The organism is Nocardioides sp. Iso805N (assembly GCF_000364605.1).
Classification (GTDB): Bacteria; Actinomycetota; Actinomycetes; order Propionibacteriales; family Nocardioidaceae; genus Nocardioides.
In genome coordinates, this window is the sequence record NZ_KB822584.1 from 28,153 (window position 1) to 50,601 (window position 22,449).

The window sequence follows — 22,449 nt, forward strand, 5'->3', positions numbered from 1 at the left end:
GTGGCGCATCGTGCGGCTCGGTGCCTCACCCTGCCAGTGGTAGGCAGGCCGATGGCTGGCACACCAGGGGTCTCGCTGTCCGTGCCGGCTGGCCCGACGGTGGATCCATGACGACCCTCTCCGCACCGGTCACGACGCCAGCACCACCGCCAGCACCCGGCATCTCCCGCCGCCAGGCGCTCGTGCTCGTCCTGCTCCTGGCCTCCCAGTTCATGCTCGCGGTGGACTTCTCCATCCTCAACGTCGCCCTCCCGACCGTCGGGGCAGGTCTCGGCTTCGCGAAGGGCGACGTCCAGTGGATCGCCACCACGTTCGCGCTCGGCGCGGCCGGCTTCACGTTGCTGTTCGGACGCGTCGGCGACTTCGTCGGACGGCGCAGGATCTTCCTCCTCGGCATGGCGGCGCTCGGCATCGCCTCGCTCCTCGGCGGCCTGGCTCCCTCGCCGGGGCTGCTGCTCACGGCGCGCGCGGCCCAGGGACTCGCCACCGCCGCGATCACCCCGGCGGCCCTCTCCCTGCTCACCACGACGTTTCCCGAGGGGGCACTCCGCGACCGGGCACTCGGACTCAACAGCGTGATGATGTCCTCCGGCTTCACCATCGGCGCCGTCCTCGGCGGCGTCCTCACCGACCTGCTGAGCTGGCGATGGGCGTTCCTGGTCAACATGCCGATCGCGGTGCTGGTCCTGGCCATCGCACCGGCCCTGTTGCAGGACACCGCCGAGCGTGAGCGCTCCCGCCTCGACCTGGGCGGTGCCGCGCTCGTCACGACCGGCCTGGTGGCACTGGTCCTCGGCGCCACCCGGGCCGGGTCGCACGGCATCACCGACGGCGGATCACTGGGCGCGCTTGCGGTGGCAGCCGCCCTGCTCATCGCCTTCTGGCTGGTCGAGGACCGTCACTCCCACCCGCTCGTCGCGCCCCGGATCCTGCGGCGCCGTACGGTCGCGTGGGGCAACGTCGTCGGACTGGTCACCTTCGCGATGGAGTCGGCGCTGGTCTTCCTGCTCACCATGTACCTCCAGCAGGTGCTGGGCCTCGATCCGCTGCAGACCGGTCTCGTGCTCGTCTCGATGGGAGTCGGCTGCGTGCTCGGCGGTGTGCTCGCACCGCGCGTGATCGCGACCGTGGGCGCTCGCCGCGCTGCGACCGTCGGGCTCGTCGTGCAGGCGCTGCTGACGGGCGTGCTCGTCCTGGTCGGTACGACGCGTGCCTCGATCGCCCTGGTGATCGTCGCCACGTTCGTGGGAGCGCTCGGGCACGTCACCGCGATCGTCAGCTTCATGGTCAGCGCCACCTCCGGCCTGCCCGACCGGGAGCAGGGCCTGGCCACCGGCCTGGCGACCATGACGCAGCAGGTCGCCATCGCGCTGGGGGTGCCACTGATGAGTGCGGTGGCGATCGCTGCCGGCGGTCTGGACTCGGTCCACGCGCTGCGCGTGGCCATCGGCGTCGATGCCGGCGTCGTGCTGGTGGGGGCGGTGGCCGTCTGCCTCGGCATGCGACCCGGCCGGCCGGCTCGCGAATGATCCCGCCGAGGGGCTAGCTCACTCGATCGTGATGCCGGCGAAGAGATCGTCCTCGGGCAGCGTGGTCGGCACGTGCGAGGTGACCAGCTCGTAGTCCTCGGTCGGCCAGACCTGCTTCTCCAGCTCGCGCGGCGTGGCGAACCACCAGCTGTCCGGGTCGATCTGGGTGGCGTGCGCCAGCAGCGCCTGGTCCCGCACGCCGAAGTAGTCGGCGCAGGGCACGTGCGTGGTCACCCGCGCGTCCCAGGCGTCGTCCTTGTCCCACTTCTCCAGCCGCTCGCCGTAGTGCGACTCCAGCCCGTGCGCGAGCATCGCCTCGTGCAGCGCGACGGCCTTGGGCCGGTTGAAGCCGTGGTGGTAGTAGAGCTTCGAGACCTGCCAGGCCGGCCCCAGGTCGGGCTCGTAGTCCGGGTCGGCCGCCTTCTCGAAGGCGTAGACCGACACGTTGTGGCACTGGATGTGATCCGGGTGCGGATAGCCGCCGTTCTCGTCGTACGTCGTCATCACGTGGGGCTTGAACGAGCGGATCAACCGGATCAGCGGGCGGGCGCCCTCCTCCACCGGAACCAGGCCGAAGCAGCCCTCGGGCAGCGGCGGCTTCGGGTCGCCCTCCGGCCAGCCGGAGTCGATGAAGCCCAGCCAGTCCTGGGAGACGCCGAGGATGTCGCGGGCACGCTCCATCTCCTGGCGGCGGATCTCGTGGATGTTCTCCAAGATGCCGGGCCGGTCCATCTTCGGGTTGAGGATCGAGCCCCGCTCACCGCCGGTGCAGGTGACGACGTGGACGTCGACCCCCTCCGCGACGTATCGCGCCGTGGACGCCGCGCCCTTGCTGGACTCGTCGTCGGGGTGCGCGTGGACGTGCATCAGGCGAAGGCCGGCCTTGCTCGGGGCCTGGGGGCGCTGCGTCATGGATGAATCCTAGGGTCAGGCCGATGAGAGGCCTCGACCCGCGGGGTGTGAGGATGTGCCCGTGAACCAGCAGCATCCTTCCGCCCGCATCGCCCAGCGGTACGGCGGTGGCAGCACCTGGGGACGGAACGCGTTCCTCGGGATCGGCGCCATCATCGTCGCGGCACTGATCGGCTGGTTCGTCTGGGCGGTGTGGCTGCACAGCCACCCCAAGGTCGGCTCCTCGATGGAGAGCTGGGAGCTGCAGGGCCCCAACGCCGTCAAGGTCACCGTCGACGTGCACATCTACGACGCGGCCGCCCACCCGACCTGCACCCTGTTGGCGTACGCCGAGGACCACTCCACGGTCGGCGAGCACAGCTTCACCCCGATCTCGGGGCGCCAGGTCATCACCGTGCGCACGGAGCGGGAAGCCACCTCGATCGACTGGCGCGGTTGCGTGGCCAAGGGCCAGCGCGACCCGCAGTAGCCCTTAAACGACAACGACCTGGCTGCCGAGGCAGCCAGGTCGTCGGACGTGGTGGGATCAGTCCTCGAACGGCACGACCTTGAGCACCTCGACCTTGAGCGTGCGGCCGTTGGGGCCTTCGTAGGAGACCGTGTCACCGGCGCTCGCGCCGAGCAGGGCGGCGCCGATAGGCGACTGCGCCGAGGAGATCTCGAGACCGCCGGCGAAGTCCTTCATCTCGATCGAGGCGATCAGCCGGTCCTCCGCCTCGTCGTCGTCGTCGCCGTCGAACTTGAAGGTGACGATCTTGCCGACGCCGACAACGCCGTCGTCGCCGGGCTCGGTGGTCTCAGCGTTGCGGAGCACGGCCTCGAGCTGCTGGATCTCACCCTCGAGCCGGCCCTGGGCCTCGCGAGCGGCGTGGTAGCCGCCGTTCTCCTTCAGGTCGCCCTCGTCACGCGCAGCACTGATCTCGGCGACGATCTTGGTGCGCTGGGGGCCCTTCTTGTCCTCGAGCTCGGCCGTCAGCTTGTCGAAGGCACCCTTGCTGAGCCAGATCGTGGCGGTGTGCTGGGCGTCGGTCGTCATCGAGTCACTCCTGGGAAAGACGTCGGGGGTGTTGCAGGCAATCCGACGAGTTTACCAGCGGTTCAAGTCGGCGTGCAGCGGTTGCGACCTGCTCACGAGGTCGGATCGACCCGGTACCCGCTCGCCGCCAGTCGATCCCTCAACCGAGCGGCGTGAGCGATGCCACGGGTCTCCAGCTGCAGCAGTACCTCGACCTGGTCCAGGCTCAGCGCCGGGTCGGTGCGACCGTGGCTGACATGCACCACGTTGGCGCCGACCTCGGCGATCAGCGCCAGCAGGCCGGCGAGCGCTCCGGGCGCATCGTCGAGCACCACCCGGAGCACGAGGTAGCGGCCGTCGGCCGCCAGACCGTGCCGGATCACCTTGCTCAGCAGCAGCGGATCGATGTTGCCACCGGAGAGCACCACCGCGACCGGACCCTCGAAAGCCGTCGGGTCGTCGAGCAGGGCCGCGATGCCGACGGCGCCGGCCGGCTCGACGACCAGCTTGGCCCGCTCGAGGAGAGAGAGCAGCGCCCTCGAGATCGACTCCTCGCTGACCGTGCGGATCTCGTCGACGTGGTCGCGCACCGCCGCGAAGGTCAGCTCGCCCGGCCGGCCGACGGCGATCCCGTCGGCCATGGTCTTCATCGACGCCAACGGCACCGGTCCCCCGGCCTCCAGCGAGCTCGGATAGGACGCCGCGCCCTCGGCCTGCACCCCGATCACCCGCACATCGGGGCGCTGGGCCTTGATCGCGAGCGCCACCCCCGCGATCAGGCCGCCGCCTCCAGCAGGTACGACGACGGTGCGCACGTCGGGCACCTGCTCGAGGATCTCGAGGCCGACGGTTCCTTGACCGGCGATGACGTCGGGGTGGTCGAAGGGATGGATCAGCACCGCGCCAGTGCGAGCGGCGTACTCGTGTGCGGCGGTGAGGCTCTCGTCGACCGTGCGGCCGGCGAAGATGACGTCGGCGCCGTACCCGCGGGTGGCCCGCTCCTTGGGGATCGGGGCGCCCTCGGGCATGAAGACCGTCGCACTCGCACCGGTCAGCCTGGCCGCGAGCGCGACGCCCTGAGCGTGGTTGCCGGCGCTGGCCGCGACCACGCCCTTGGCCCGCTCCTCGTCGGTGAGCCGGGCGATGCGCACGTAGGCGCCGCGCGACTTGAACGACCCGGTGCGCTGCAGGTTCTCGCACTTGAGCAGCACCGGTGCGCCGACCAGGTCCGAGAGCCAGCGCGAGCTCTCGATCGGGGTCTCGATGACCACGTCGCGCAACAGCTCGCGCGCGGCCTCGATGTCGGCGAGCTCCACGCCGCAGCTGTTCGCCACGTCACCCATCGGCACTCTCCTCGGCCTGCTCCAGCTCCTCCTGCTCACCCTCGGTGAGCAAGGCCCCGTCGTCCCGTTCGGGATCGGGTGGCGAGGAGTCGGCGGCGAGGTGCTGCCCGACGGCGTTGAGCGCGGCAGCGATAGGTACGGCGACGAGCGCGCCGGCCACGCCCGCGACCAGGACGCCGGTGGCGATCGAGATGATCACCGCGAGCGGGTGCACCGAGACCCAGCGGCCCATCAGGAACGGCTGCAGGCCGTGCGCCTCCAGCTGCTGCACCAGGATCACTCCCCCGAGCATGAACAGCGCAGTGACGATGCCGTGGTCGACCAGCGCGACCAGCACCGCGACCGTGCCTGCGATGGTGGCTCCGATCAGCGGCACGAACGCACCGAGGAAGACCAGCACACCGATCGCCGCCACGAACGGCACCCGCAGGATCGTTGCCACGATCATGATGCCGATCGCGTCCACGGCGGCGACGATGACCGTCGCGCGGACGAACTGGGTCAACGAGATCCACGCGACCCGGCCCGAGCTGTCGACCCGCTCGCGCGCGGCCCGCGGGGTCAGCTTCACCACCCAGGTCCAGATCTGCTCGCCCTCGGCGAGGAAGAAGTACGTCGAGAACAGCACGATGAAGACCCCGGCGAGCACGTCGGCCGCGACCCCACCGACCTCGCTCACCTTGCCGAGCGGGTTGCCACCCGAGCCGGCCTTGGTGACCTCGTGCTGGAGTCGGTCGATCCAGGAGTTGATCTGGTTGTCGCTGGCGTGCAGCGGACCGGTCTTGAGCCAGTGCCTGATCTCCTCCAGGCCCTTGACGGTCTGGTCGGCCAGGTCGCTGGCCCCGGTCGCCACCTGGTGGCCGGCGAAGAAGAGCAGCGACCCGACGACGAGGATCACCAGGACCAGCACCGCGAACGCGGCCAGGCCGCGCGGCAGCCCGATCCGTTGCAGGAGCGCGACCAGCGGCACCACCAGCGCTGAGATCAGCAGCGCGACCACGACCGGGATGACCACCACCTCGAGGAAGCCGAGCGCCTTGAACAGGCACCACCCGGCGGCCACGATGACCAGGAGCCGCCAGCCCCACGAGGCGGCCAGCTCGATCCCGTAGGGCACCTCCACCTTGCGGCCGCCCGCGGCGGTCGCGACCGGGATCGGGATCGGCGGGGGGGTCAGCTGGGCCTGCCGGTCCTCGCGCAGCTGCGCCCACTGGGCGTAGAGCCTGGCCGCGAGGCGCTCGTTGTGCTGGCGCTCCGACTCCGTCTCGGACTTCAACGTGCGCCCGGCGGGATCGCTCGGGGCCGTCGGGACTGTCGGGCCTGTCTGGTCTGTCGGCTCGTCACTCATCCGAGCGCCCGCTCGAGGTCGTCGATGAGGTCCTCGACGGTCTCGATGCCGACGCTGAGGCGGATCAGGTCGGCGGGCACCTCCAGCTCGGTGCCGGCGACACTGGCGTGGGTCATCCGGCCAGGGTGCTCGATCAGACTCTCCACACCGCCCAGCGACTCGCCGAGGGTGAAGACCCGGGCGTTGGCGCAGACGTCGAGCGCCTTGCCCTCCCCTGCCCTGACGCGGAAGCTGATCATGCCGCCGAAGCGCTTCATCTGACGCTGCGCGACCTCGTGACCGGGGTGGGTCTCCAGACCCGGGTAGATCACGTCGCCGACGGCGGGGTGGCTGGTCAGGAAGTCGACGATCCGCTCGGCGTTGTCGCAGTGCCGGTCCATCCGGACGGCGAGGGTCTTGAGGCCGCGGTGGGTCAGGAACGCGTCGAAGGGCCCGGCGACGGCGCCCACCGCGTTCTGGTGGAAGCCGATCCGCTCCGCCACGTCGAGGTCCTTGACCACGAGCGCACCACCGACCACGTCGGAGTGGCCTCCGACGTACTTGGTGGTGGAGTGCACCACCACGTCGGCGCCCAGCGCGAGCGGCTGCTGGAGGTACGGCGAGGCGAAGGTGTTGTCGACGACGAGCAGCGCGCCGGCCTCGTGGGCGATGCCCGCGATCGCGGCGATGTCGCCGATGTTGAGCAGCGGGTTGGTCGGCGTCTCGACCCACACCAGCTTGGTACGGCCCGGCTGGATCGCCGCGGCGATGCGCTCGAGGTCGCTCACCGGGGCGGGCGTGTGCTCCACGCCCCACGGCTTGGCGACCTTGTCGACCAGGCGGAACGTGCCGCCGTACGCGTCGTCGGGGATGATCAGGTGGTCGCCGGGCTTGGTGAGGGACCGGATCAGGGTGTCCTCGGCGGCAAGGCCGCTGGCGAACGCGAAGCCGCGCTCACCCTCCTCCACCGCAGCCAGCGCGCCCTCGAGCGCGGTCCGCGTCGGGTTGGCACTGCGGCTGTACTCATAGCCACCACGCAGCCCTCCCACGCCGTCCTGCTTGTAGGTCGAGGAGGCGTAGATCGGCGGGTTGACGGCACCGGTCGTCGGATCCGGCTCGTAGCCCGCATGGATGGCGCGGGTCTCGAAGCCGTGCCCCTTGTCGAACGCTGATTCTGCGTGCTCGTGGCTCACGGCACGAGCCTACTCAGCGCGGCTTCGGCGGTCTCACTCCGATGCCACCGACGACCGACCGCGACCGCGTGGGCAACCCTGTGGCCGACCCCGGGAACGTACGGCGTCTGCGCGGTGTTGGAGAGTATGGATTCGAAGGAGGAACCCATGTTCGGACGCCCCACCTCGCTCTACCCCGCTGACAAGACCCTCCCCGGCCGCGACACGCTGGAGTGGGACCTGCCCGCCAAGCACCGCGTGCTCGGCACTCCCCTGCTCGCCGACCCTGCCGACGGCAGTGCGCCGGAGGGCTATGTGGTCGCCTACTTCGGCCTCGGCTGCTTCTGGGGCGCCGAGGAGATGTACTGGCAGATCCCCGGTGTCTACGCCACCGCCGTCGGCTACCAGGGCGGCACCACGCTCAACCCGACGTACGAGGAGGTGTGCAGCGGCCTGACCAACCACACCGAGGCCGTGCGGATCGTCTTCGACCCTACCGTGGTCAGCTACGCCGACCTGATGAAGCGGTTCTTCGAGGTGCACGACCCGACCCAGGGCATGCGCCAGGGCAATGACGTCGGCACCCAGTACCGCTCCGCGCTCTACTTCCTCTCCCCCGAGCAGGAGCAGACCGCACACGAGCTCACCAAGGTGTACGGCGAGGAGCTCGCCCGCCGCGGCCTCGGCGAGATCACCACCGAGATCCGGGAGGCTCCGATCTTCTACCCGGCCGAGCCCCACCACCAGCAGTACCTGGACCGGGTGCCGAACGGCTATCGCTGTCACGCCAACACCGGGGTTGCGTTCCCGGCCTGATGGATGAGCTGCACCCGCTCCTCGCGAGTCGATGGAGTCCGACGGCGTTCGACCCGTCGCACGAGACCAGCGAGGAGCGGGTGCGGTTGCTGCTGGAGGCCGCCCGCTGGGCGCCGTCGGCCGGCAACTCGCAGCCGTGGGCGTTCATCGTGGGCCGGCGCGGCGATAGCGATCACGCGCGGCTGGTGCGTCATCTGGCGCCGTCGTCGCTGCGCTGGGCGGCCGATGCTGACCTGTTGATCGCGAACCTGTCGCATCGACTCGTCGAGGGCACCGACTGGGCGTTCTCGGAGTTCGCCGACTACGACCTCGGCCAGGCGGTCGCGCATCTGACCGTTCAGGCCCACGCCCTCGGGCTGCACGTGCGGCAGTTCCGCTCTTTCGACCGGGACGGCCTACACCGCGAGTTCGGCGTACCGGCGCACTGGCAGGTCACCACCATGTGCGCCGTCGGCTCCGCCCTTGAACCTGTCGCAGGGACTCCCTTGCGGGAGCGGCGGGACGTCAGTGATCTCCTGTGGCCCGCAGCCGAGAGGTCACTTTCTGCGGGTTGAGGGGTCAGTTTCTGTCGGTTGAACCGCCCCGCGCCGCCGAGCCACGCCCGCCGAGCTTGTCGAGGCGCCGGCGGTGAGCGGGGCGGCCAGAGACAAACGAGAAGCGTGGGCCAGTCCCAGCGTGGTTGCGTGTCTTGGGCGGGTTGGGTGCCTTCGTATCGGTTGCGTCGGGCCACCAGGCGTGTGATCGGGTACGGCGAGCATTTCACCCGATGCGGCCAGCAAAGAGGGTTGTCTAGGTCAATCTGAGCAGATAGAATTCGAATACGTGTTCGACACGATTCTCTCGGGTGGTGACCATGCATCAGATCCAGAAAACTCTCGCGACGATCGATGCCGCCCTGAGTGACGCCGTGGACGCGAACCCGATCTTCCTCTCCACCACCGACAAAACCGCCGCGCTGCTGGCACTGACGCGGCTCGAAGCGGGGCTCGCCGAGCTGCGGTTGCGGGTGATGGCCGCCAGCCAGGACGTGGCTGAGGAGATCGGTGCGCGCGATGTGGCGTCCTGGCTGGTCGCCCAGGAGGTCGCCGACAGCCGCCCGGCACATGCTGCGCTGGCCCTGGCGCGCGGCCTGGAGGGGCGGCCGGTGGTACGGGCCGCGTTGGCCGAGGGTCGGTTCAGTCTCGGGCACGCCCGGGTGATCCTCGACGGGCTCGCCGCACTGCCCGACGACCTACCCGCGGAAGTGCTGGAGAAGGCCGCGGCGCACCTGTGTGACCTCGCCACCCAGCACCGCCCCAAAGACCTACGCCACCTCACCCACCATCTCCTCGAAGTCGTCGCACCCGAGATCGCAGAAGCAGCAGAGGCCCAAGCCATCCGCCGACTCGAAGAAGCCGCGCACGCGAAAGCGACGTTGACGATCAGCGACCACGGCAACGGCATGACCCGGATCCACGCGCTCGTGCCCGAAGCCGTCGGAGAGCGGTTGCGCACCCTGCTGGAGGCCTTCGCCCAACCCCGCGTCGCCGCGCTGGAAGCCGACGGCAAAGTGCGCCCCCGCAACCGGCTCTTCGCCGACGCCTTCGCCCAACTCCTCGAATGCGTCAACGGCGACGGCCTCCCAGCCCACGGCGGGGACACCACCACCATCATCGTGGCCATCCCGCTAGACCAGCTGCGCAGCGAGCTCGGCACCGCAAGCCTCGGCCAGATCCCGATCTCCGCGGGCGAGACCCGGCGGCTGGCCTGCACCGCCGCGATCATCCCCTACGTCCTCGGCGGAAAGTCCGAGCCCCTCGACCTCGGCCGAGCCCGACGGCTGTTCTCACCGGCCCAGCACAAAGCACTCAAGATCCGCGACCGGCACTGCCGCGCCGAAGGCTGCACCGTCCCCGCGACCTGGTGCGACGCCCACCACGAAAATCCGTGGAGCCTGGGAGGCCCGACGGATCTGAGCAACGCGGCCCTGCTCTGCGGCCACCACCACAGACGAGCCCACGACCCGACGTACGAGACCATCCGCCTCGCCAGCGGCGACTACCGCTTCCAGCACAAGATCGACGTACTCCGCCGGTGAGGCGGATCCCCGCGAGTCCCTACTCGTCGATGGTCACCGTCAGCACGTTGCCCTCGTGCACAAGCTTGACGACCAGCCGCAACGGCTGCGGCAACAGCTCACGTCCCGCTGGCGCCGGGACCAGGCGTACGTCGCGGACGCGGTAGCGGCGGCCGCGGTGGGCGACCACGCCGCCGTCGGCGGCGAGAAGGTTGCGCACCCAGTCCGACTCGAGGCCGTAGCCGACGAGGAACGCGAACCCGCCTGGACGCCGCACGCAGAGCACCGGGGTGCGGTAGCGGCGGCCCGAGCGTCGCCCGACGTGCACGATGATGGCGTGTCCGGGGATTCGGCCCGCCCAGCGTCGCTGGATCGGGTTGGTCACCTTGCGGTTGAAGGCGGCGAGCGCACGAGGCAGGTGCATACCTCCGTTCTACCGTGCCGGTGGATGCGCGAACGACCTGACGGCGTGGCGTGGCTCGGCCGGCCTCCCCGACCTCACCCATGCGGCCCACCGATCAGCGGCGACCTCGGTCCGGCAGGATCCGACGGACCAGACGGTAGACGCGATCGTCCAGCATGAGCAGCAGCAGGGGGTAGTAGCTCAGCGGCGGCCACACCAGGGTCAGCACGAGCCCGATAGCGATCAGGACGGCGTTGACCCAGCCGCGCACGGGGTCGCCCACCGGAAGGTCCGGGTCGACCGTCTCCGGATGGCGTCGTGTGACGGCTTGGACGCCCGCCAGGGTCGCAGAGGCGACAAGGGTGGCGCCGAAGTAGATGATCCTCGTCAGCGGGTCGTGCGAGGAGCTCGCCACCAGCTCGGTGGCGAATGGCATCACGACGATGCTCAGTGCCCAAAGCAGCAGCAGCTGCGTGACGTGGCGGTTCAGCGTCAGCACCGGTCTCAAGGTCTCGTGCTGGATCAGCCACAGCCGAGCGATCACCACGAAGCTCAGCAGGAAGCCCCAGAACTGCGCCTGGTGCTCGTGCAACAGGTGCCGGACCGACTCCCCGGACCCGATGTCGGCTCCGAGCTCGGTCAACGGGAGCACCAGCAGGGTCAGGGCGATCGCGACGATGGCGTCGATGAAGGTGAGGAAGCGGTCGAGGTCACGGTGACGCTCGCGTGTCGTCTCGGTTGGGCTCGCCGGCAGCTCGGGCATGGCTCATCTTGACGCATGCGCGCCGGCGGAGCAGACCACGCCACGGGTTCCGATCAGTCGGTAGAACCGGTCACCGGGTCCCGGCCGGTGACGCACACCGGCGGCCCGGCGGGCGCTCGCATCGCCGTCCAGATCGGGCCCTGGTGGATCGGCTCGGCACCCAGCGCGACCAGGCGGCGTACCTCCGCCTCCCTCTCGTCCGTCGCGATGTCCAGATGGCCGCGCACCTCGCCCTCATCGTGCTCGAGGCGCTGGATCAGGACGCGCACCCCGAGCGCCGGCGGTACGGCGAGGCGGGCGAACTCGCCGCGCGGCGTCTGCCGCACCGGCCAGCCGGTCAGCGCGGCCCAGAACGCGCACTCCACGGCATGAGCGGAGGGCCCGACGTCGAGGCAGAGCTGGTCCACCCGGGATCGATGCCCGTCGGGCCAGACGGTCGGCGCCGAGGGGGCGGTCGCAGGCGCGGTGACCAGGCAGAACCGATAGCCACCCGGAGAGCGGAGTACGGCGTGATCCTCGCGCGCGACCAGCGTGGCGCCACAGCCGATCGCGTGCTCCACCCCCGCGGACAGGTGCGGCACGTGCAGATCGAGATGGGTCCCGGCGGGACCGTCGCCGACGCGCTGCACGCGGAGGTGGTCGTCCCCCGCCGGCGGGAGCAGGGTCGCGAACTCGTCCGTCTCGCCCCGGGGCGCCGAGAGCTGGTAGCCCGTGACGTCGCGCCAGAAGTCCACGGCCAGCGGATGCTCCGCGCTGGTCAGGTCGAGGAAGAAGGTCAGCCGGGCGATCACGGCGCCACCGTACGCCGAGGGCCGGCCGCGGGAGGTGTCCCTCCCACGACCGGCCCGGTGGTGGCGCAGGTGCTACTTGGTGACCTTGACCGACGTACCGGTCGCGGTCGATGCGGCGTAGTTGGCGTCGCCGGCGTAGGCGAGCTTCACGGTCCAGGTGCCCTTGGGCAGCTTGGGCAGCTTGACCGTGGCCACGCCGGACTTGAGGGTGGCCGTCGCGGTCTTCTTGGCCGAGCCCTTCTTGAGGGTGACGGTGACCTTGCCGGTCGCGGTCGCGTTGCCGACAGCAGCCGCGACGGTGACCTTCGCGGCACCGGCCTTCTTCGAGGTCGGCTTCTTGCTGGTCGTGGCCTTGACCGAGGCGACCGAGCCCTTGGCGACACTCAGCGTGCCGGTCTTGGAGAAGGCCAGGATCTGGTCGTCACCGACGTAGGACAACGTGTAGGAGTAGCTGCCCGCGGCGAGCTTCGGCAAGGTGAACGACGCGGCGTTGGCCACGATGGTCTGCGCCGGGTAGCTCTTGCCGGCGACCGTCAGGGAGACCTTGCCGGTCGGCACGCGGCCGTACTCGTTGGCGATCGCGACGGTGATCTTCGGCGCGGTGCCGTACTTCACGCTCGGCGCGGTCACAGTCTGGGTCGAGGTGACCCCGCCCGGCAGACCGTCGAAGAAGTAGCCGAGCTTCGCGATCGCCGCCTGCCCGAAGGCAACGCCGCCCGCGGATACGCCTGACGCCGCGCCTAGGGCCGTTAGGACGTTCGTCCTGCGCTGCGAGACCTTCGACGTGTCACCGTTCGCGATCTCGGTCGCGGTCTGATAGGCCGAGTCAGGCGTGTTGCTCGCACTCGGGTAGACGGGGTTCTGCCAATTGAAGCCGGCCAGACCAGGGATCGTCTTGATCTCAGTCGGGAACTGCGAGTCGGAGAGTCCGATGCGGGTGCCGGCCGGATGGGTGTACCACCACTGCGACATGTACTCCTTGAATGTCGGAAGACCGCTCGCCGGATCTGCGTTCTGCTGGATCCACTGTCGCGCGACGCCCTTGGCGGAGCTGCCGCCGATGCCCTTCTGGTAGCCGATGAGGAACGGCACCTGCAGCTTGCGCACCGAGTCGATCACCTTGGTGGTGTCACCCCCGGGGTAGTAGTTGACCTTGGTGCCTGTGTTCGGGTCGTACTCGGTCAGGAGGTTCTGGAGGTAGCTCCGCACCAAGTCGCCGTAGAGGTACGACGGACGGGCGTTGAGCGTCGCGACGCCACCCGAGGTGATGGCCGCGTTGTCGCGGATGTGCAGCGGGTTGGCGGACGTGTTCGGCTCGGTGGTGGTCGTACTTGGGTCGTAGGTCGTGCCGCCATCGAGAACGAGGTCGAAGTTGTAGACCGTCACGTTGTTGGCCGCTGCTTGGGCATTCACGTCGTGAATCACGGCGCGCGTGTTCGGGCACCAAGTTCCACCGAACAGAATGACAGCGTTCTGCGTGGTCGCGTGATCGAGCAGGTGGATCAGTTCCGGATAGGTGAGCTGCTGCACATGCCAGTCAGCCGCATCGCCGTCGGAGATGAGGTTGCCACCCTTTGCCGTGTCGGCAGCGGTGGTCGGGTAGTGACCGTAGTCGACCAGATCGTGCTTGCGGTTGAACTCGGTCTCGTAGAACTTCGCCTGCGACACAGCGGTCGGAGCATTGGTCCCGGTCAGCGTTGCGAAGTCCGCTGCGAACGTGTTCGACAGGGCCACACCGGGCGTCACCGAGGCATCGGCGGTGTTGTTGGCAGCATCCACCCAAGTCAGCACCTTGTCGGGCTGCGACGAGGCATTGATGTGGTCCTTGTTGTAGGCGAAGAAGAAGCTGTCGCTCGCACCGATGGCCGGCGTCGCACCCGCGCGGTTGTCGAAGGCCGGGGCGTCAGCGTCGTTGACCACAGCGTCGGTGTCCCCGATGTACTTCGCCAGCAGATTGGTCCATAGCGTGCCAAACGCTGCCTGCGATGAGCCCGCGAGGCTCGTTATCCCGCTCGGATTGCGGATGTCGAGGTTCCGCAATCCGCTATAACCGGAGAGGTTGGGATCGAACCAGTAGATCTTGCTGATCCCCTTCGCCTGCGCCTGCGTCACCGCGGCCTGGGCGGTCGTCTTGAAGTTGGCATCGAGTGCCGGGTCACCCACGAGGAATGCGAAGTTTCCCTGCTGCTGGAGAAGCCAGTTGAAGCGCTCATAGGTGACTGTCTCGAGGACGGTCTGACCCGCCGCAACGCCGAGGGTGTCCTGCAGGTAGGTGGTATCGGTGTAGGTGGTGGCAGTGCGCGCAGGAGCGGCGCCGGCGGGCGCGCTCAGCGCGCCTCCGGCGAGCGCTGCGACGCTCATGCCCGCGGCGGCGATGGCCGCTGCCGCGCGCTTTCGACGGGCGAAGGCGTTCATGGGTGGGTTCCTCAATCTTCTCGGTCCGAGACGGTGGGTGGTGCGGTGAGTGGGATGCTCAGGGCGCACTCGGCCCGGCGACGGCCGCGTGGCCGTCGCCCTGGCGAGGCGAAGGGGTGGTGCTAGGTCAGCTCAGCGAGTGACATCGGGTGGAGCTCATGCGACTCCTCCCCTGCGGCCACGCCGGCCGACGGCCGTGCGGAGCGCGTTGCCGATCAGCAGCGCGATGCTGGCGGCGGCGAAGGCGCCGAGGATGAGGACGCCGGCGAGGCGGGTGTTGCCCGTGCCGCTGCCGGCGGCGGTTGCCGCGGAACTCAGCTGCTGGTCGGTCGCCACTGTGGTGCTGGCCTGCGACGGCGAGGGCGACGGTGCTGCGGCGACGACCGCAGCGGCGTCCTTCTTGTGGTGGTGCGGCTTCGCCGACGCGGAGGCAGATGGCGACGCGGCGTCCGAGGCCGTCGCGGTGGCGCTCGCCGATGCGCTGGCGCTCGGGTCGGCGCTGGGGCTGGCGCTCGCCGACGGCTTCGCGGTGGTCGAGGCGGACTTCGAGGTCTTCTTCGTGCTCGAGCTCTTGCTGGTCGAGCTCTTCGAGGTCCTGGTCGACTTGGTGCTGCTCGACGTCGTGGTCGTGCTCGAGGACTTCGAGCCCGAGCTGCTCGAGGAGCTGCTCTGCTGCTTGAGCCACACCTGGTAGCTGGTGACGCGACTCCACTCGGTCCAGTGGACCGTCTTGGTGCCGTTGTCGGTGTCGTAGATGACCTCGTTGTCGGCGAAGTCGTAGCTGACGCCCGGGATCGGCGTGCACTCGTAGTCGTCCTCACCCGGCATCGTGTCCTGACCGTCGGTAAAGGTCTGACCGCCAACCACCACGGTGATGGGCGCCGGATGGTCGGCCGGGTTGGTGATGTCGGTGGCGTGCGCCGCCGGGGCCGTCAGCAGGGTGGCGGCACTCAGGCCGAGACCAGCGGTCAGCAGGGCGATCTGTCGCTTCATCAGGCGTTCGTCAGCTCTCGTGCTCCGGCCGACGGGTCGTCGGCGATGGGGGTGATGGGAGTGGTCAGGTCGGCGAGAGCGACGGTCTCCTCCGCGGCGACGCGACGGCCCGGCAGCGGCGACTCGTCCGCCTCCTGGAACTCGGCCCGTCCCGCGAAGATCTCGTCGTCGAGCAGGCCGGTCTGCCGGGCCACGACGGTGGCGCTGGCCGCGGCGGCCGTCACGTTGGTCATCGTGCGGGCCATGTCGGCGATCGTGCTGATCGGGATCGTCACCGCGACGAACTCCAGCGGCAGGCCGGCCGCGGAGAGCACCGTGGCGGCGGCCACGGTCGCTGCGGCGGGGAGGCCCGCCGTACCGACGGAGACGAGGACGCCGAGGACCGCCAGCCTGAGGTAGTCACCGGGGCCGTAGGGGATGTCGTAGGCGTTGAGGCCCCAGATCGCGATCAGCACCGGCCAGATGCCGGCGCAGCCTGGCATGCCGATGGTGGTGCCGAGCGGAGCGGTGAAGTGCGCGATCTCGGGGTGCACGCCGACCTCGCGGGTCAGCCGCTCGGTGGTGACGGGGAGCGTGCCGACGCTGCTCTGCGTGGTGAAAGCGGTCAGCTGGGCCGGGAAGATCTTGCGGAAGAACGCGAGCGCCGGGACCCGGCCGAAGACCTTGAGCACCACGCCGTTGACGGCGAAGGTGTGCAGGAAGCACGCGACCCAGGTGAGTGCGAGCAGGCCGACCAGCGACCAGAACTGCTTGCCGAGGTTGGTGCTGTTGCCCACCGTGGTCGCGGTCAGCGCCACGATCGCGTACGGCGTGAGCTGGATGACATAGCCCACGGCCTTGAAGATGACCAGCTTGAGCGCCTCGGCACCGTCGCGGAACGGGCGGACCTGCTCTGGCTTGCGCTCGGCGAGCGAGAGGTAGGCGATCGAGAGCACCAGCGCGATCAGGATGATCGGGATGATGTCGTTGGCGCGGAAGTTCTCGACCACGTTGGTCGGGAAGAACCCGATCACGACGTGGGTGAAGTCCTGCACCTGGCCCTGGACGGCGTCGGTGGCGGTGCCGCCGAGCTTGCTGTGGACGCCGGAGCCGGGCTGGAACGCCAGACCCAGACCCATCGCGAGGACCACGGCGAGTCCGTTGCTGAGCATCAGCCAGAAGACCGAGCGCAGGCCGATGCTGCGCAGCTTGGCGATGCTGCCGAGCGAGGTCACCGACGAGACGATCGCGACCAGGATGAGCGGCGCCACGCAGGCCAGCAGGATGTTGAGGTAGATCTTGCCGATCGGGTCGACGTACTCGACGTGGTCTCCGGCGATCAGCCCGATCGGGATGCCGAGGGCGAGCGCGATCAGAGTGATCACGCTGAAGTTGATGTTGCGCCGACGGAGCCGGTGGATGAGCACAGCGACCAGTGCCACCGCGGCGAGCGTGCCCCAAGCGGGCCAGTTCATGCGAGTTCCCTTCAAGCCTGACGCCGCGATGGCAGCGCAGGAGGAAGTTAAACCCTAAATCGAGCGACTCGCTCTACTTTCTCAATATTAGAGACAACCGCTTGAATGCTGAGACGCGCTCAGCCCCACCAGCCCACGAGCTCTCCCCCGATGCGCACGATGAAGCCGCCCACCACCAGCAGGAAGAACACGCGTACGAAGCCCGTCCCGCGGGCCACCGCGAGCCGCGCACCGAGGTAGCCGCCGGCGATGTTGCACGCACCCATCACCAGCGCCAGGCGCCACAGCACCGCTCCCTGGGGGATGAAGACGACCAGGGCGGCCAGGTTCGTCGCGACGTTGGCGAGCTTGGCCTTGGCCGAGGACTCGAGGAACGAATAGCCCAGCAGGCCGACCAGCGCGATCACGAAGAACGAGCCGGTCCCGGGGCCGAGGGCGCCGTCGTAGAAGCCGATCGCCGCACCGATCATCATCGCCAGCGCCAGGTGACGGCGCGGGCCGTGCCGCAGCAGCGTCTCGCCGCCCAGCGTGGGCCGGAACCACACCCACGCGCCGATCAGCACGAGCGCTACCAGCACGATCGGCTTGAACAGCTCGCTGGACAGGTGCGAGGCCACCGCCGCTCCCCCGGCGGAGCCGAGGAACGCCAGCACCATCAGCGGGACGAACGTGCGCGGGTCGGGCCGCACCCGGCGGTAGTACGTCGCGGCACTCGTCGTCGTACCGCAGATAGAGGCGAGCTTGTTGGTCGCCAGCACGTGCACGGGCGCATAGCCCGGCAGGCCGAGGAGCAGCGCCGGCAGCTGGATCAGCCCGCCGCCGCCCACGACCGCGTCGACGAAGCCGGCCGAGGCCGCCGCCAGCGCCAGCAGCAAGACGACGCTCGGATCAGGCACGCCGAGAGGGTACGGCGTCGGCGATACTGCTGGAGTGGTCACCCTCCCCCTCACGGATGCGGCGCGCTTCCCGCCGCCGATCCGGGTGCCGCGGCGGTGGGCACGGCCGGAGCTGAGGCGCTCGTGACCGACGTGAGCGTCCGACCGGCCACTGCAGCCGACGCGGAGGCCTGTCGGGCTGTCTACGCACCCTACGTGCGGGAGACGGCTGTCAGCTTCGAGACCGAGGTGCCGACCACCTCGCAGATGGCCGGACGGATCGCTCACGCGCACGTGTGGCTGGTCGCGGAGCGCGACGGCGAGGTGGTCGGCTACGCCTACGCCGGCGAGCACCGGGAGCGGGCCGCTTACCGCTGGACCTGCGAGACCAGCGTGTACGTCGCTCGCGGGTGCCACCGCGGCGGCGTCGGGCGAGCGCTCTACCGCGAGCTGCTGGTGCGGGTGCGCGAGCGCGGCTACCGGCTCGCGCTGGCCGGCGTGGCGTTGCCGAACCAGGCGAGCATCGGCCTGCACCGCAGCCTCGGCTTCGTCGACGTCGGCGTCTTCCACCGGATCGGCCAGAAGCTCGGGGCCTGGCACGACGTGGCCTGGCTCGAGCTCGATCTCGCACCCGAGGCCGAGGACGGCGCGGGGGCCAAGGTGCCGCCGCCGAGGTGAGCAGATTCCGAGAAGGCGACTCTCAGTGCTCGCCCCTAGCGACTCGGGCCGGCGGCCACCGCCGACCTCAGCCGGCCCACCAGCCGCGACCGCCGCCCCAGAGGTCGCCGTAGCCTCCGCCTGCGGGGCCACTGCTGCGCGACCCCAGGTAGCTGCCGACCACAGCGGCGCCGAGGTCGTCGAGCTCCGGCGCGATCACCTTGCCGTCGACCCGGCGCGCCATCGAATCGACGAATCGGGCCAGGCCCGGATCCTCGCCCAGCCGGAAGAAGGTCGTCTGCGCGCCGAGACGCCCGGCGTTGTCGAGCTCGCGGACGGCGTAGGCGATCGTCAGCGGGTGCGGCGGGTAGGAGAACCACACCTCGCCGTCGGGCTCCAGGTGGGAGGTCGGCTCCCCGTCGGTCACGATGAGCAGCACCGGCTGGGCGTTGGGATGCTTGCGGAAGTGCCGATTGGCCAGCAGCAGGGCGTGGTGCAGGTTGGTGCCCTTGTCCCACCGTGCGTCCAGCGCGGTCAGCTCCTCGATCTCCATCACGCGCGCCGCTCGGCCGAAGCCGATCAACTGCAGGTGGTCACCGCGGAAGCGCGACCGGATCAGGGTGTGCAGCGCGAGCGCGGTCCGCTTCATCGGCACCCAGCGGCCGTCCATCGCCATCGAGAACGACGTGTCCACCAGGAGCGCTACGGCTGCCTGGGTGCGGGACTCGGTCTCCTGCACCTCGATGTCGTCCAGGCTGAGCCGGTCGCCCCGGCGCAGCGCCTTGTTGAGCAGGGTGCGCGGGATGTCCCAGGGCTCCGTGTCGCCGAACGCCCACGGTCGGGACGCACCGGACAGGTCGCCCGCCGCGCCGGCGGTGCGCAGGTCGCGCTGACCCTGGCGACCGGACATGCGCTGGGCGACGTCACGCAGCAGCGCCTTGCCGAGCTGACGCATCGCCTTCGGCGTCAGCCGCAGATTGCCGTCGGAGCCCCGCTCGAGCTGACCTGAGTCGCGCAGCGCCTGCTCCAGCTGCTGCAGCGTCCGCGCATCGACCGCCGCTGAGTCGCCGAGCTGGCGGGCAAGCGCGTCGAGGTCGACGTCGTCGAGGCGCGCCCCGCCGTAGGACTGGGAGAGCTGCTCGGAGAGCCGGTCGAGCTCGGCCAGGTCCTGCAGTACGCCGGTGCCGTCGCCCAGGCCCAGCCCCTCGCCGCCGCCGAACTGCTCCGAGCCGGACCAGTCCTCCCCCGGTCGCAGCGACTGCAGGTTGGCGTCGAGGTGGTCCAGCGCCTCCATCAGCGCCGGCGACCCGAACGCCTGCGCGGAGAGCTCCATCAGCTCGGCGCGCTGCTCGGGTGTCATCGAGTTGAGCATCCGCTGAGCCGCGGCCGCCCGCTGCGCGAGCGAGTCGAGCAGCTCGTCGATGTCCTGCGGGTCCTCGGGGAAGAAGTCGCCGTGCTTGGCCATGAAGTCGGCGAAGTCCTCGGGGGTGTCCTCCCCGAGCCGGTGCTTGTCCAGCAGCTCGTTGAGGTCGCCGAGCATCTCGTTGACCCGGGCGCGGTCCTCCTCGTTCGCGCTCTCCAGCGCCTGCTTCATCCCGGCGAAGCGCTGGTCCAGCAGCTCGCGGCCCAGGAGGTCCTTGATCTGCTCGTAGTCCTCACGCGCCTCGCGGGAGCGCCAGTCGTAGGACGACAGCTCGGAGACGGCCGCCGCGGTGTTGGGCGGCAGGTTGTTCAGCTGCATCTCGCGGAACATCGCGTCGTCGGCGTCCAGCGTGGTGTCGCGCGCGATCTGGCCGCGCTCGGCCAGCACCGCCTTGTCGAGCAGCTCGCGGACCTGCTGCATGGTGCCGTCCAGGTTGTGCCGCTGCAGGAGCTCTCGGCGCTTCTCGGCCACCCTCCGAGCCAGGTCGTCCAGGCCCTCCTGATCGCGACCGCCGCGGCGCAGGAACTCCTGCAGCGCGCGTTCGGGCGAGTATCCCGCCATCACGTCCTCGCCGATCGCGTCGAGTGCCTCGGCGATGTCGACGGGCGGAGCGAGCGGGTCGCCCCCGGCGTACCTCTTGTATCTCATCGGCGCTGCACCTTCGCTCCCGCGCCGAGCGCGCGGGGAATCTCGGCGACGACCTCGACCTGCTTCAGCAGGCGTGCGAGGGTCGCCTCGTCGGTCGCGGAGTCGACCTCGACCCGGTAGTCGATCCCGGTGGAGGCCCAGGCGTCGTCGAAGCCGCCATCGGCCTCGACGGCGACGCCGCGCACCGCGATCCCGGACGCGCCGGCTTCGCGGTAGACGTCGTTGAGCACGCAGAGCGCCACCGAGAGGTGCAGCGCCTGCGCGCCGTTGGTGACCGGTGCGGCCACCACGCCTTCGGGCGTCCACGCGTGCGGCAGCACGACGGCTCCCGCACCGGCGCCGGCTCGCAGCGAGCCGGTGCTGGCACGGACGCCGAAGGACGAGAGCTCAGCCATAGACGACTTCGGATCCGTCGCTGTCCTTGCCGATGCGCCGCGCCAGGTAGAGGCCCTCCAGCGCCAGCTCGATCGCGCCTGCACGCTCGCCGTCGTTGCGCGCGTCGAGCCGCTCGCAGACGTCGTCGTACAGCTCGGACTCGCCGAGTGCCGGGAGGCCGGTGAGGAAGTCGAGCGCGCTGACCTGCTCGCCGGTGGTCACCATCTGGCCACTCTCGATCGCGGCGACCAGCAGCCCGAAGTCGATGCCACGCAGCCGCGCCCGGCAGGTCTCGGCGGTCGCCGTCCGGAGCAGGTGGGTGAGGACCTCGGTCTCGCGGCCCTCCTCGCCGGTCTCGAACTCGATCTTCCCGCCGAGTACGTCGACAGCGGTCTGCAGGTCGACCACCCGAGCCACCGGCTGCTCCTCGCCCTGCAACGTGGCGCGGTGCAGGGCAGCGGCAGCGACGGTCTCGGCCCCGGCGATGGAGAACCGCGCCGAGACGCCGGAGCGCTGGTCGACCGCACTCGACTCGCGCAGGTTGCGGGTGAACCGCGCCAGGATCTCCAGGAGGTAGTCCGGCACCTCCGCGACCAGGTGCGACTCCTGTCGGACCACCGCCATCTCAGCCTCGAGCTCGAGCGGGTAGTGGGTGCGGATCTCGGCGCCGAAGCGGTCCTTGAGCGGCGTGATGATCCGGCCGCGGTTGGTGTAGTCCTCCGGGTTGGCGCTGGCCAGCACGAGCACGTCCAGCGGCAGCCGCAGCACGTAGCCGCGGATCTGGATGTCGCGCTCCTCCATCACGTTGAGCATCGCGACCTGGATCCGCTCGGCCAGGTCGGGCAGCTCGTTGATCGCCACGATCCCGCGGTGCGACCGCGGGATGAGGCCGAAGTGGATCGTCTCAGGGTCGCCCAGCGACCGGCCCTCGGCGACCTTCATCGGGTCGACGTCGCCGATCAGGTCGGCGACCGAGGTGTCGGGGGTGGCGAGCTTCTCGGAGTAGCGCTCGGAGCGGTGCCGCCACGTCACCGGAAGCGCGTTGCCCAGCTCGGCCGCACGCCGCTTCGAGCCGACGGTGATCGGCTCGAGCGGGTGCTCGCCCAGCTCGGAGCCCTCGATCACCGGCGTCCACTCGTCGAGCAGGCCGACCATGGTGCGCAGCAGGCGGGTCTTGCCCTGGCCACGCTCGCCGAGCAGCACGATGTCGTGCCCGGCGATCAGCGCACGCTCGAGCTGCGGGATGACGGTGTCCTCCAGGCCGTGCAGGCCCGGCCAGGGGTCCTCGCCGGAGCGCAGCTTGGCCAGGAGGTTGTCGCGGATCTCGGTGCGCAACGGCTTGAGCACGTGGCCGGCGGCCTTGAGCTCGCCGAGGGTACCGATGGTGGGCGGAGTCGCGGGAGCGTCTGTCACAGCATTCACGCTACTGCGCCGGACAATCCCTCCGGGAGGGTCAGCCGCTCCCTTCGGGACAATGGCCCG

At 69.9% G+C, this 22,449-nt stretch carries 21 protein-coding genes; 6 read left to right on the forward strand and 15 right to left on the reverse strand.

All coding sequences use genetic code 11. The features are described 5' to 3' along the window. The first annotated feature begins 107 nt into the window (after positions 1-107). On the forward strand, positions 108-1,529 hold the full coding sequence (locus H036_RS0117710; protein ID WP_017936148.1) for an MFS transporter: 1,422 nt from the start codon (positions 108-110) through the stop codon (positions 1,527-1,529). An 18-nt stretch (positions 1,530-1,547) separates the two neighbouring features. Here the strand turns inward: H036_RS0117710 and mca are convergent, their stop codons facing one another. Continuing rightward, a complete protein-coding gene (gene mca, locus H036_RS0117715; protein ID WP_017936149.1) occupies positions 1,548-2,441 on the reverse strand; it encodes a mycothiol conjugate amidase Mca in 894 nt (297 codons plus the stop codon). A gap of 61 nt (positions 2,442-2,502) precedes the next feature. Here mca and H036_RS0117720 point away from each other — a divergent pair, with 61 nt between their 5' ends. After that, the gene (locus tag H036_RS0117720; protein ID WP_017936150.1) at positions 2,503-2,910 is read left to right on the forward strand and encodes a DUF4307 domain-containing protein; all 408 of its coding nucleotides are present in this window, start codon (positions 2,503-2,505) and stop codon (positions 2,908-2,910) included. A 57-nt stretch (positions 2,911-2,967) separates the two neighbouring features. Here H036_RS0117720 and greA read toward each other — a convergent pair whose 3' ends face one another. From greA to H036_RS0117740, 4 genes are all read right to left on the reverse strand, one after another. Further along, entirely contained in the window at positions 2,968-3,477 is a 510-nt protein-coding gene (greA, locus tag H036_RS0117725; protein ID WP_017936151.1) for a transcription elongation factor GreA, read from the reverse strand. Positions 3,478-3,569: 92 nt separating this feature from the next. Then, positions 3,570-4,799 (reverse strand): threonine ammonia-lyase, encoded by a 1,230-nt coding sequence (ilvA, locus tag H036_RS0117730; RefSeq protein ID WP_017936152.1) that lies wholly within the window; start codon positions 4,797-4,799, stop codon positions 3,570-3,572. Beyond that, positions 4,792-6,147 carry an AI-2E family transporter gene (locus tag H036_RS0117735; protein ID WP_017936153.1) on the reverse strand — a complete coding sequence of 452 codons (1,356 nt, stop codon included), beginning with the start codon at positions 6,145-6,147 and terminating at the stop codon, positions 4,792-4,794. The genes ilvA and H036_RS0117735 overlap by 8 nt, the downstream gene beginning before the upstream one ends. Continuing rightward, a complete protein-coding gene (locus tag H036_RS0117740) occupies positions 6,144-7,319 on the reverse strand; it encodes a cystathionine gamma-synthase (RefSeq protein WP_017936154.1) in 1,176 nt (391 codons plus the stop codon). The genes H036_RS0117735 and H036_RS0117740 overlap by 4 nt, the downstream gene beginning before the upstream one ends. Positions 7,320-7,466: 147 nt before the next feature. Between H036_RS0117740 and msrA the strand changes: the two genes are divergently transcribed. The 3 genes from msrA to H036_RS24605 all read left to right on the forward strand — a co-directional run bounded on the left by msrA (position 7,467) and on the right by H036_RS24605 (position 10,191). Next, positions 7,467-8,114: a peptide-methionine (S)-S-oxide reductase MsrA gene (gene msrA, locus H036_RS0117745; RefSeq protein WP_017936155.1), complete on the forward strand. Its 648-nt coding sequence runs from the start codon at positions 7,467-7,469 to the stop codon at positions 8,112-8,114. Further along, positions 8,114-8,668: a nitroreductase family protein gene (locus H036_RS0117750; protein WP_017936156.1), complete on the forward strand. Its 555-nt coding sequence runs from the start codon at positions 8,114-8,116 to the stop codon at positions 8,666-8,668. Before msrA ends, H036_RS0117750 begins: the two co-directional genes overlap by 1 nt. 299 nt (positions 8,669-8,967) lie before the next feature. Next, complete coding sequence (locus H036_RS24605) at positions 8,968-10,191, forward strand: HNH endonuclease signature motif containing protein (RefSeq protein WP_232421902.1); 1,224 nt, start codon at positions 8,968-8,970, stop codon at positions 10,189-10,191. Positions 10,192-10,210: 19 nt separating this feature from the next. On the opposite strand, the gene H036_RS23505 is transcribed toward H036_RS24605, so the two are convergent. From H036_RS23505 to H036_RS0117790, 7 genes are all read right to left on the reverse strand, one after another. Continuing rightward, complete coding sequence (locus tag H036_RS23505) at positions 10,211-10,594, reverse strand: nitroreductase family deazaflavin-dependent oxidoreductase (RefSeq protein WP_017936158.1); 384 nt, start codon at positions 10,592-10,594, stop codon at positions 10,211-10,213. 94 nt (positions 10,595-10,688) lie between these two features. After that, positions 10,689-11,336 carry a TMEM175 family protein gene (locus H036_RS0117765; RefSeq protein ID WP_017936159.1) on the reverse strand — a complete coding sequence of 216 codons (648 nt, stop codon included), beginning with the start codon at positions 11,334-11,336 and terminating at the stop codon, positions 10,689-10,691. 53 nt (positions 11,337-11,389) lie between these two features. Then, on the reverse strand, positions 11,390-12,127 hold the full coding sequence (locus tag H036_RS0117770; RefSeq protein ID WP_017936160.1) for a VOC family protein: 738 nt from the start codon (positions 12,125-12,127) through the stop codon (positions 11,390-11,392). Positions 12,128-12,199: 72 nt separating this feature from the next. Beyond that, entirely contained in the window at positions 12,200-14,542 is a 2,343-nt protein-coding gene (locus H036_RS0117775; protein ID WP_017936161.1) for an Ig-like domain-containing protein, read from the reverse strand. A 156-nt stretch (positions 14,543-14,698) separates the two neighbouring features. Further along, positions 14,699-15,535 carry a hypothetical protein gene (locus tag H036_RS0117780; RefSeq protein ID WP_026146144.1) on the reverse strand — a complete coding sequence of 279 codons (837 nt, stop codon included), beginning with the start codon at positions 15,533-15,535 and terminating at the stop codon, positions 14,699-14,701. Continuing rightward, complete coding sequence (locus H036_RS0117785; protein ID WP_017936162.1) at positions 15,535-16,989, reverse strand: dicarboxylate/amino acid:cation symporter; 1,455 nt, start codon at positions 16,987-16,989, stop codon at positions 15,535-15,537. The genes H036_RS0117780 and H036_RS0117785 overlap by 1 nt, the downstream gene beginning before the upstream one ends. A gap of 119 nt (positions 16,990-17,108) precedes the next feature. Further along, positions 17,109-17,885, reverse strand: coding sequence for a sulfite exporter TauE/SafE family protein (locus H036_RS0117790; protein WP_026146145.1), 777 nt, complete (start codon positions 17,883-17,885; stop codon positions 17,109-17,111). 132 nt (positions 17,886-18,017) lie between these two features. Between H036_RS0117790 and H036_RS0117795 the strand changes: the two genes are divergently transcribed. Beyond that, entirely contained in the window at positions 18,018-18,542 is a 525-nt protein-coding gene (locus H036_RS0117795) for a GNAT family N-acetyltransferase (RefSeq protein WP_157417596.1), read from the forward strand. A 67-nt stretch (positions 18,543-18,609) separates the two neighbouring features. On the opposite strand, the gene H036_RS0117800 is transcribed toward H036_RS0117795, so the two are convergent. The 3 genes from H036_RS0117800 to H036_RS0117810 are packed head-to-tail and all read right to left on the reverse strand — an operon-like array spanning position 18,610 to position 22,380. Beyond that, the gene (locus tag H036_RS0117800; protein WP_017936165.1) at positions 18,610-20,592 is read right to left on the reverse strand and encodes a vWA domain-containing protein; all 1,983 of its coding nucleotides are present in this window, start codon (positions 20,590-20,592) and stop codon (positions 18,610-18,612) included. Then, on the reverse strand, positions 20,589-20,987 hold the full coding sequence (locus tag H036_RS0117805) for an OsmC family protein (RefSeq protein WP_017936166.1): 399 nt from the start codon (positions 20,985-20,987) through the stop codon (positions 20,589-20,591). Before H036_RS0117805 ends, H036_RS0117800 begins: the two co-directional genes overlap by 4 nt. After that, the gene (locus tag H036_RS0117810; protein ID WP_017936167.1) at positions 20,980-22,380 is read right to left on the reverse strand and encodes an AAA family ATPase; all 1,401 of its coding nucleotides are present in this window, start codon (positions 22,378-22,380) and stop codon (positions 20,980-20,982) included. Before H036_RS0117810 ends, H036_RS0117805 begins: the two co-directional genes overlap by 8 nt. Positions 22,381-22,449 lie beyond the last annotated feature (69 nt).

Excerpts from the sequence above, each read along its gene's own strand:
- H036_RS0117780 (WP_026146144.1), bottom strand. The coding sequence starts at position 15,535 with ATGAAGCGACAGATCGCCCTGCTGACCGCTGGTCTCGGCCTGAGTGCC.
- H036_RS23505 (WP_017936158.1), bottom strand. The coding sequence starts at position 10,594 with ATGCACCTGCCTCGTGCGCTCGCCGCCTTCAACCGCAAGGTGACCAAC.
- H036_RS0117785 (WP_017936162.1), bottom strand. The coding sequence starts at position 16,989 with ATGAACTGGCCCGCTTGGGGCACGCTCGCCGCGGTGGCACTGGTCGCT.
- H036_RS24605 (WP_232421902.1), top strand. The coding sequence starts at position 8,968 with ATGCATCAGATCCAGAAAACTCTCGCGACGATCGATGCCGCCCTGAGT.
- greA (WP_017936151.1), bottom strand. The coding sequence starts at position 3,477 with ATGACGACCGACGCCCAGCACACCGCCACGATCTGGCTCAGCAAGGGT.
- H036_RS0117775 (WP_017936161.1), bottom strand. The coding sequence starts at position 14,542 with ATGAACGCCTTCGCCCGTCGAAAGCGCGCGGCAGCGGCCATCGCCGCC.
- H036_RS0117735 (WP_017936153.1), bottom strand. The coding sequence starts at position 6,147 with ATGAGTGACGAGCCGACAGACCAGACAGGCCCGACAGTCCCGACGGCC.
- H036_RS0117765 (WP_017936159.1), bottom strand. The coding sequence starts at position 11,336 with ATGCCCGAGCTGCCGGCGAGCCCAACCGAGACGACACGCGAGCGTCAC.
- H036_RS0117750 (WP_017936156.1), top strand. The coding sequence starts at position 8,114 with ATGGATGAGCTGCACCCGCTCCTCGCGAGTCGATGGAGTCCGACGGCG.
- msrA (WP_017936155.1), top strand. The coding sequence starts at position 7,467 with ATGTTCGGACGCCCCACCTCGCTCTACCCCGCTGACAAGACCCTCCCC.
- ilvA (WP_017936152.1), bottom strand. The coding sequence starts at position 4,799 with ATGGGTGACGTGGCGAACAGCTGCGGCGTGGAGCTCGCCGACATCGAG.
- mca (WP_017936149.1), bottom strand. The coding sequence starts at position 2,441 with ATGACGCAGCGCCCCCAGGCCCCGAGCAAGGCCGGCCTTCGCCTGATG.
- H036_RS0117800 (WP_017936165.1), bottom strand. The coding sequence starts at position 20,592 with ATGAGATACAAGAGGTACGCCGGGGGCGACCCGCTCGCTCCGCCCGTC.
- H036_RS0117805 (WP_017936166.1), bottom strand. The coding sequence starts at position 20,987 with ATGGCTGAGCTCTCGTCCTTCGGCGTCCGTGCCAGCACCGGCTCGCTG.
- H036_RS0117710 (WP_017936148.1), top strand. The coding sequence starts at position 108 with ATGACGACCCTCTCCGCACCGGTCACGACGCCAGCACCACCGCCAGCA.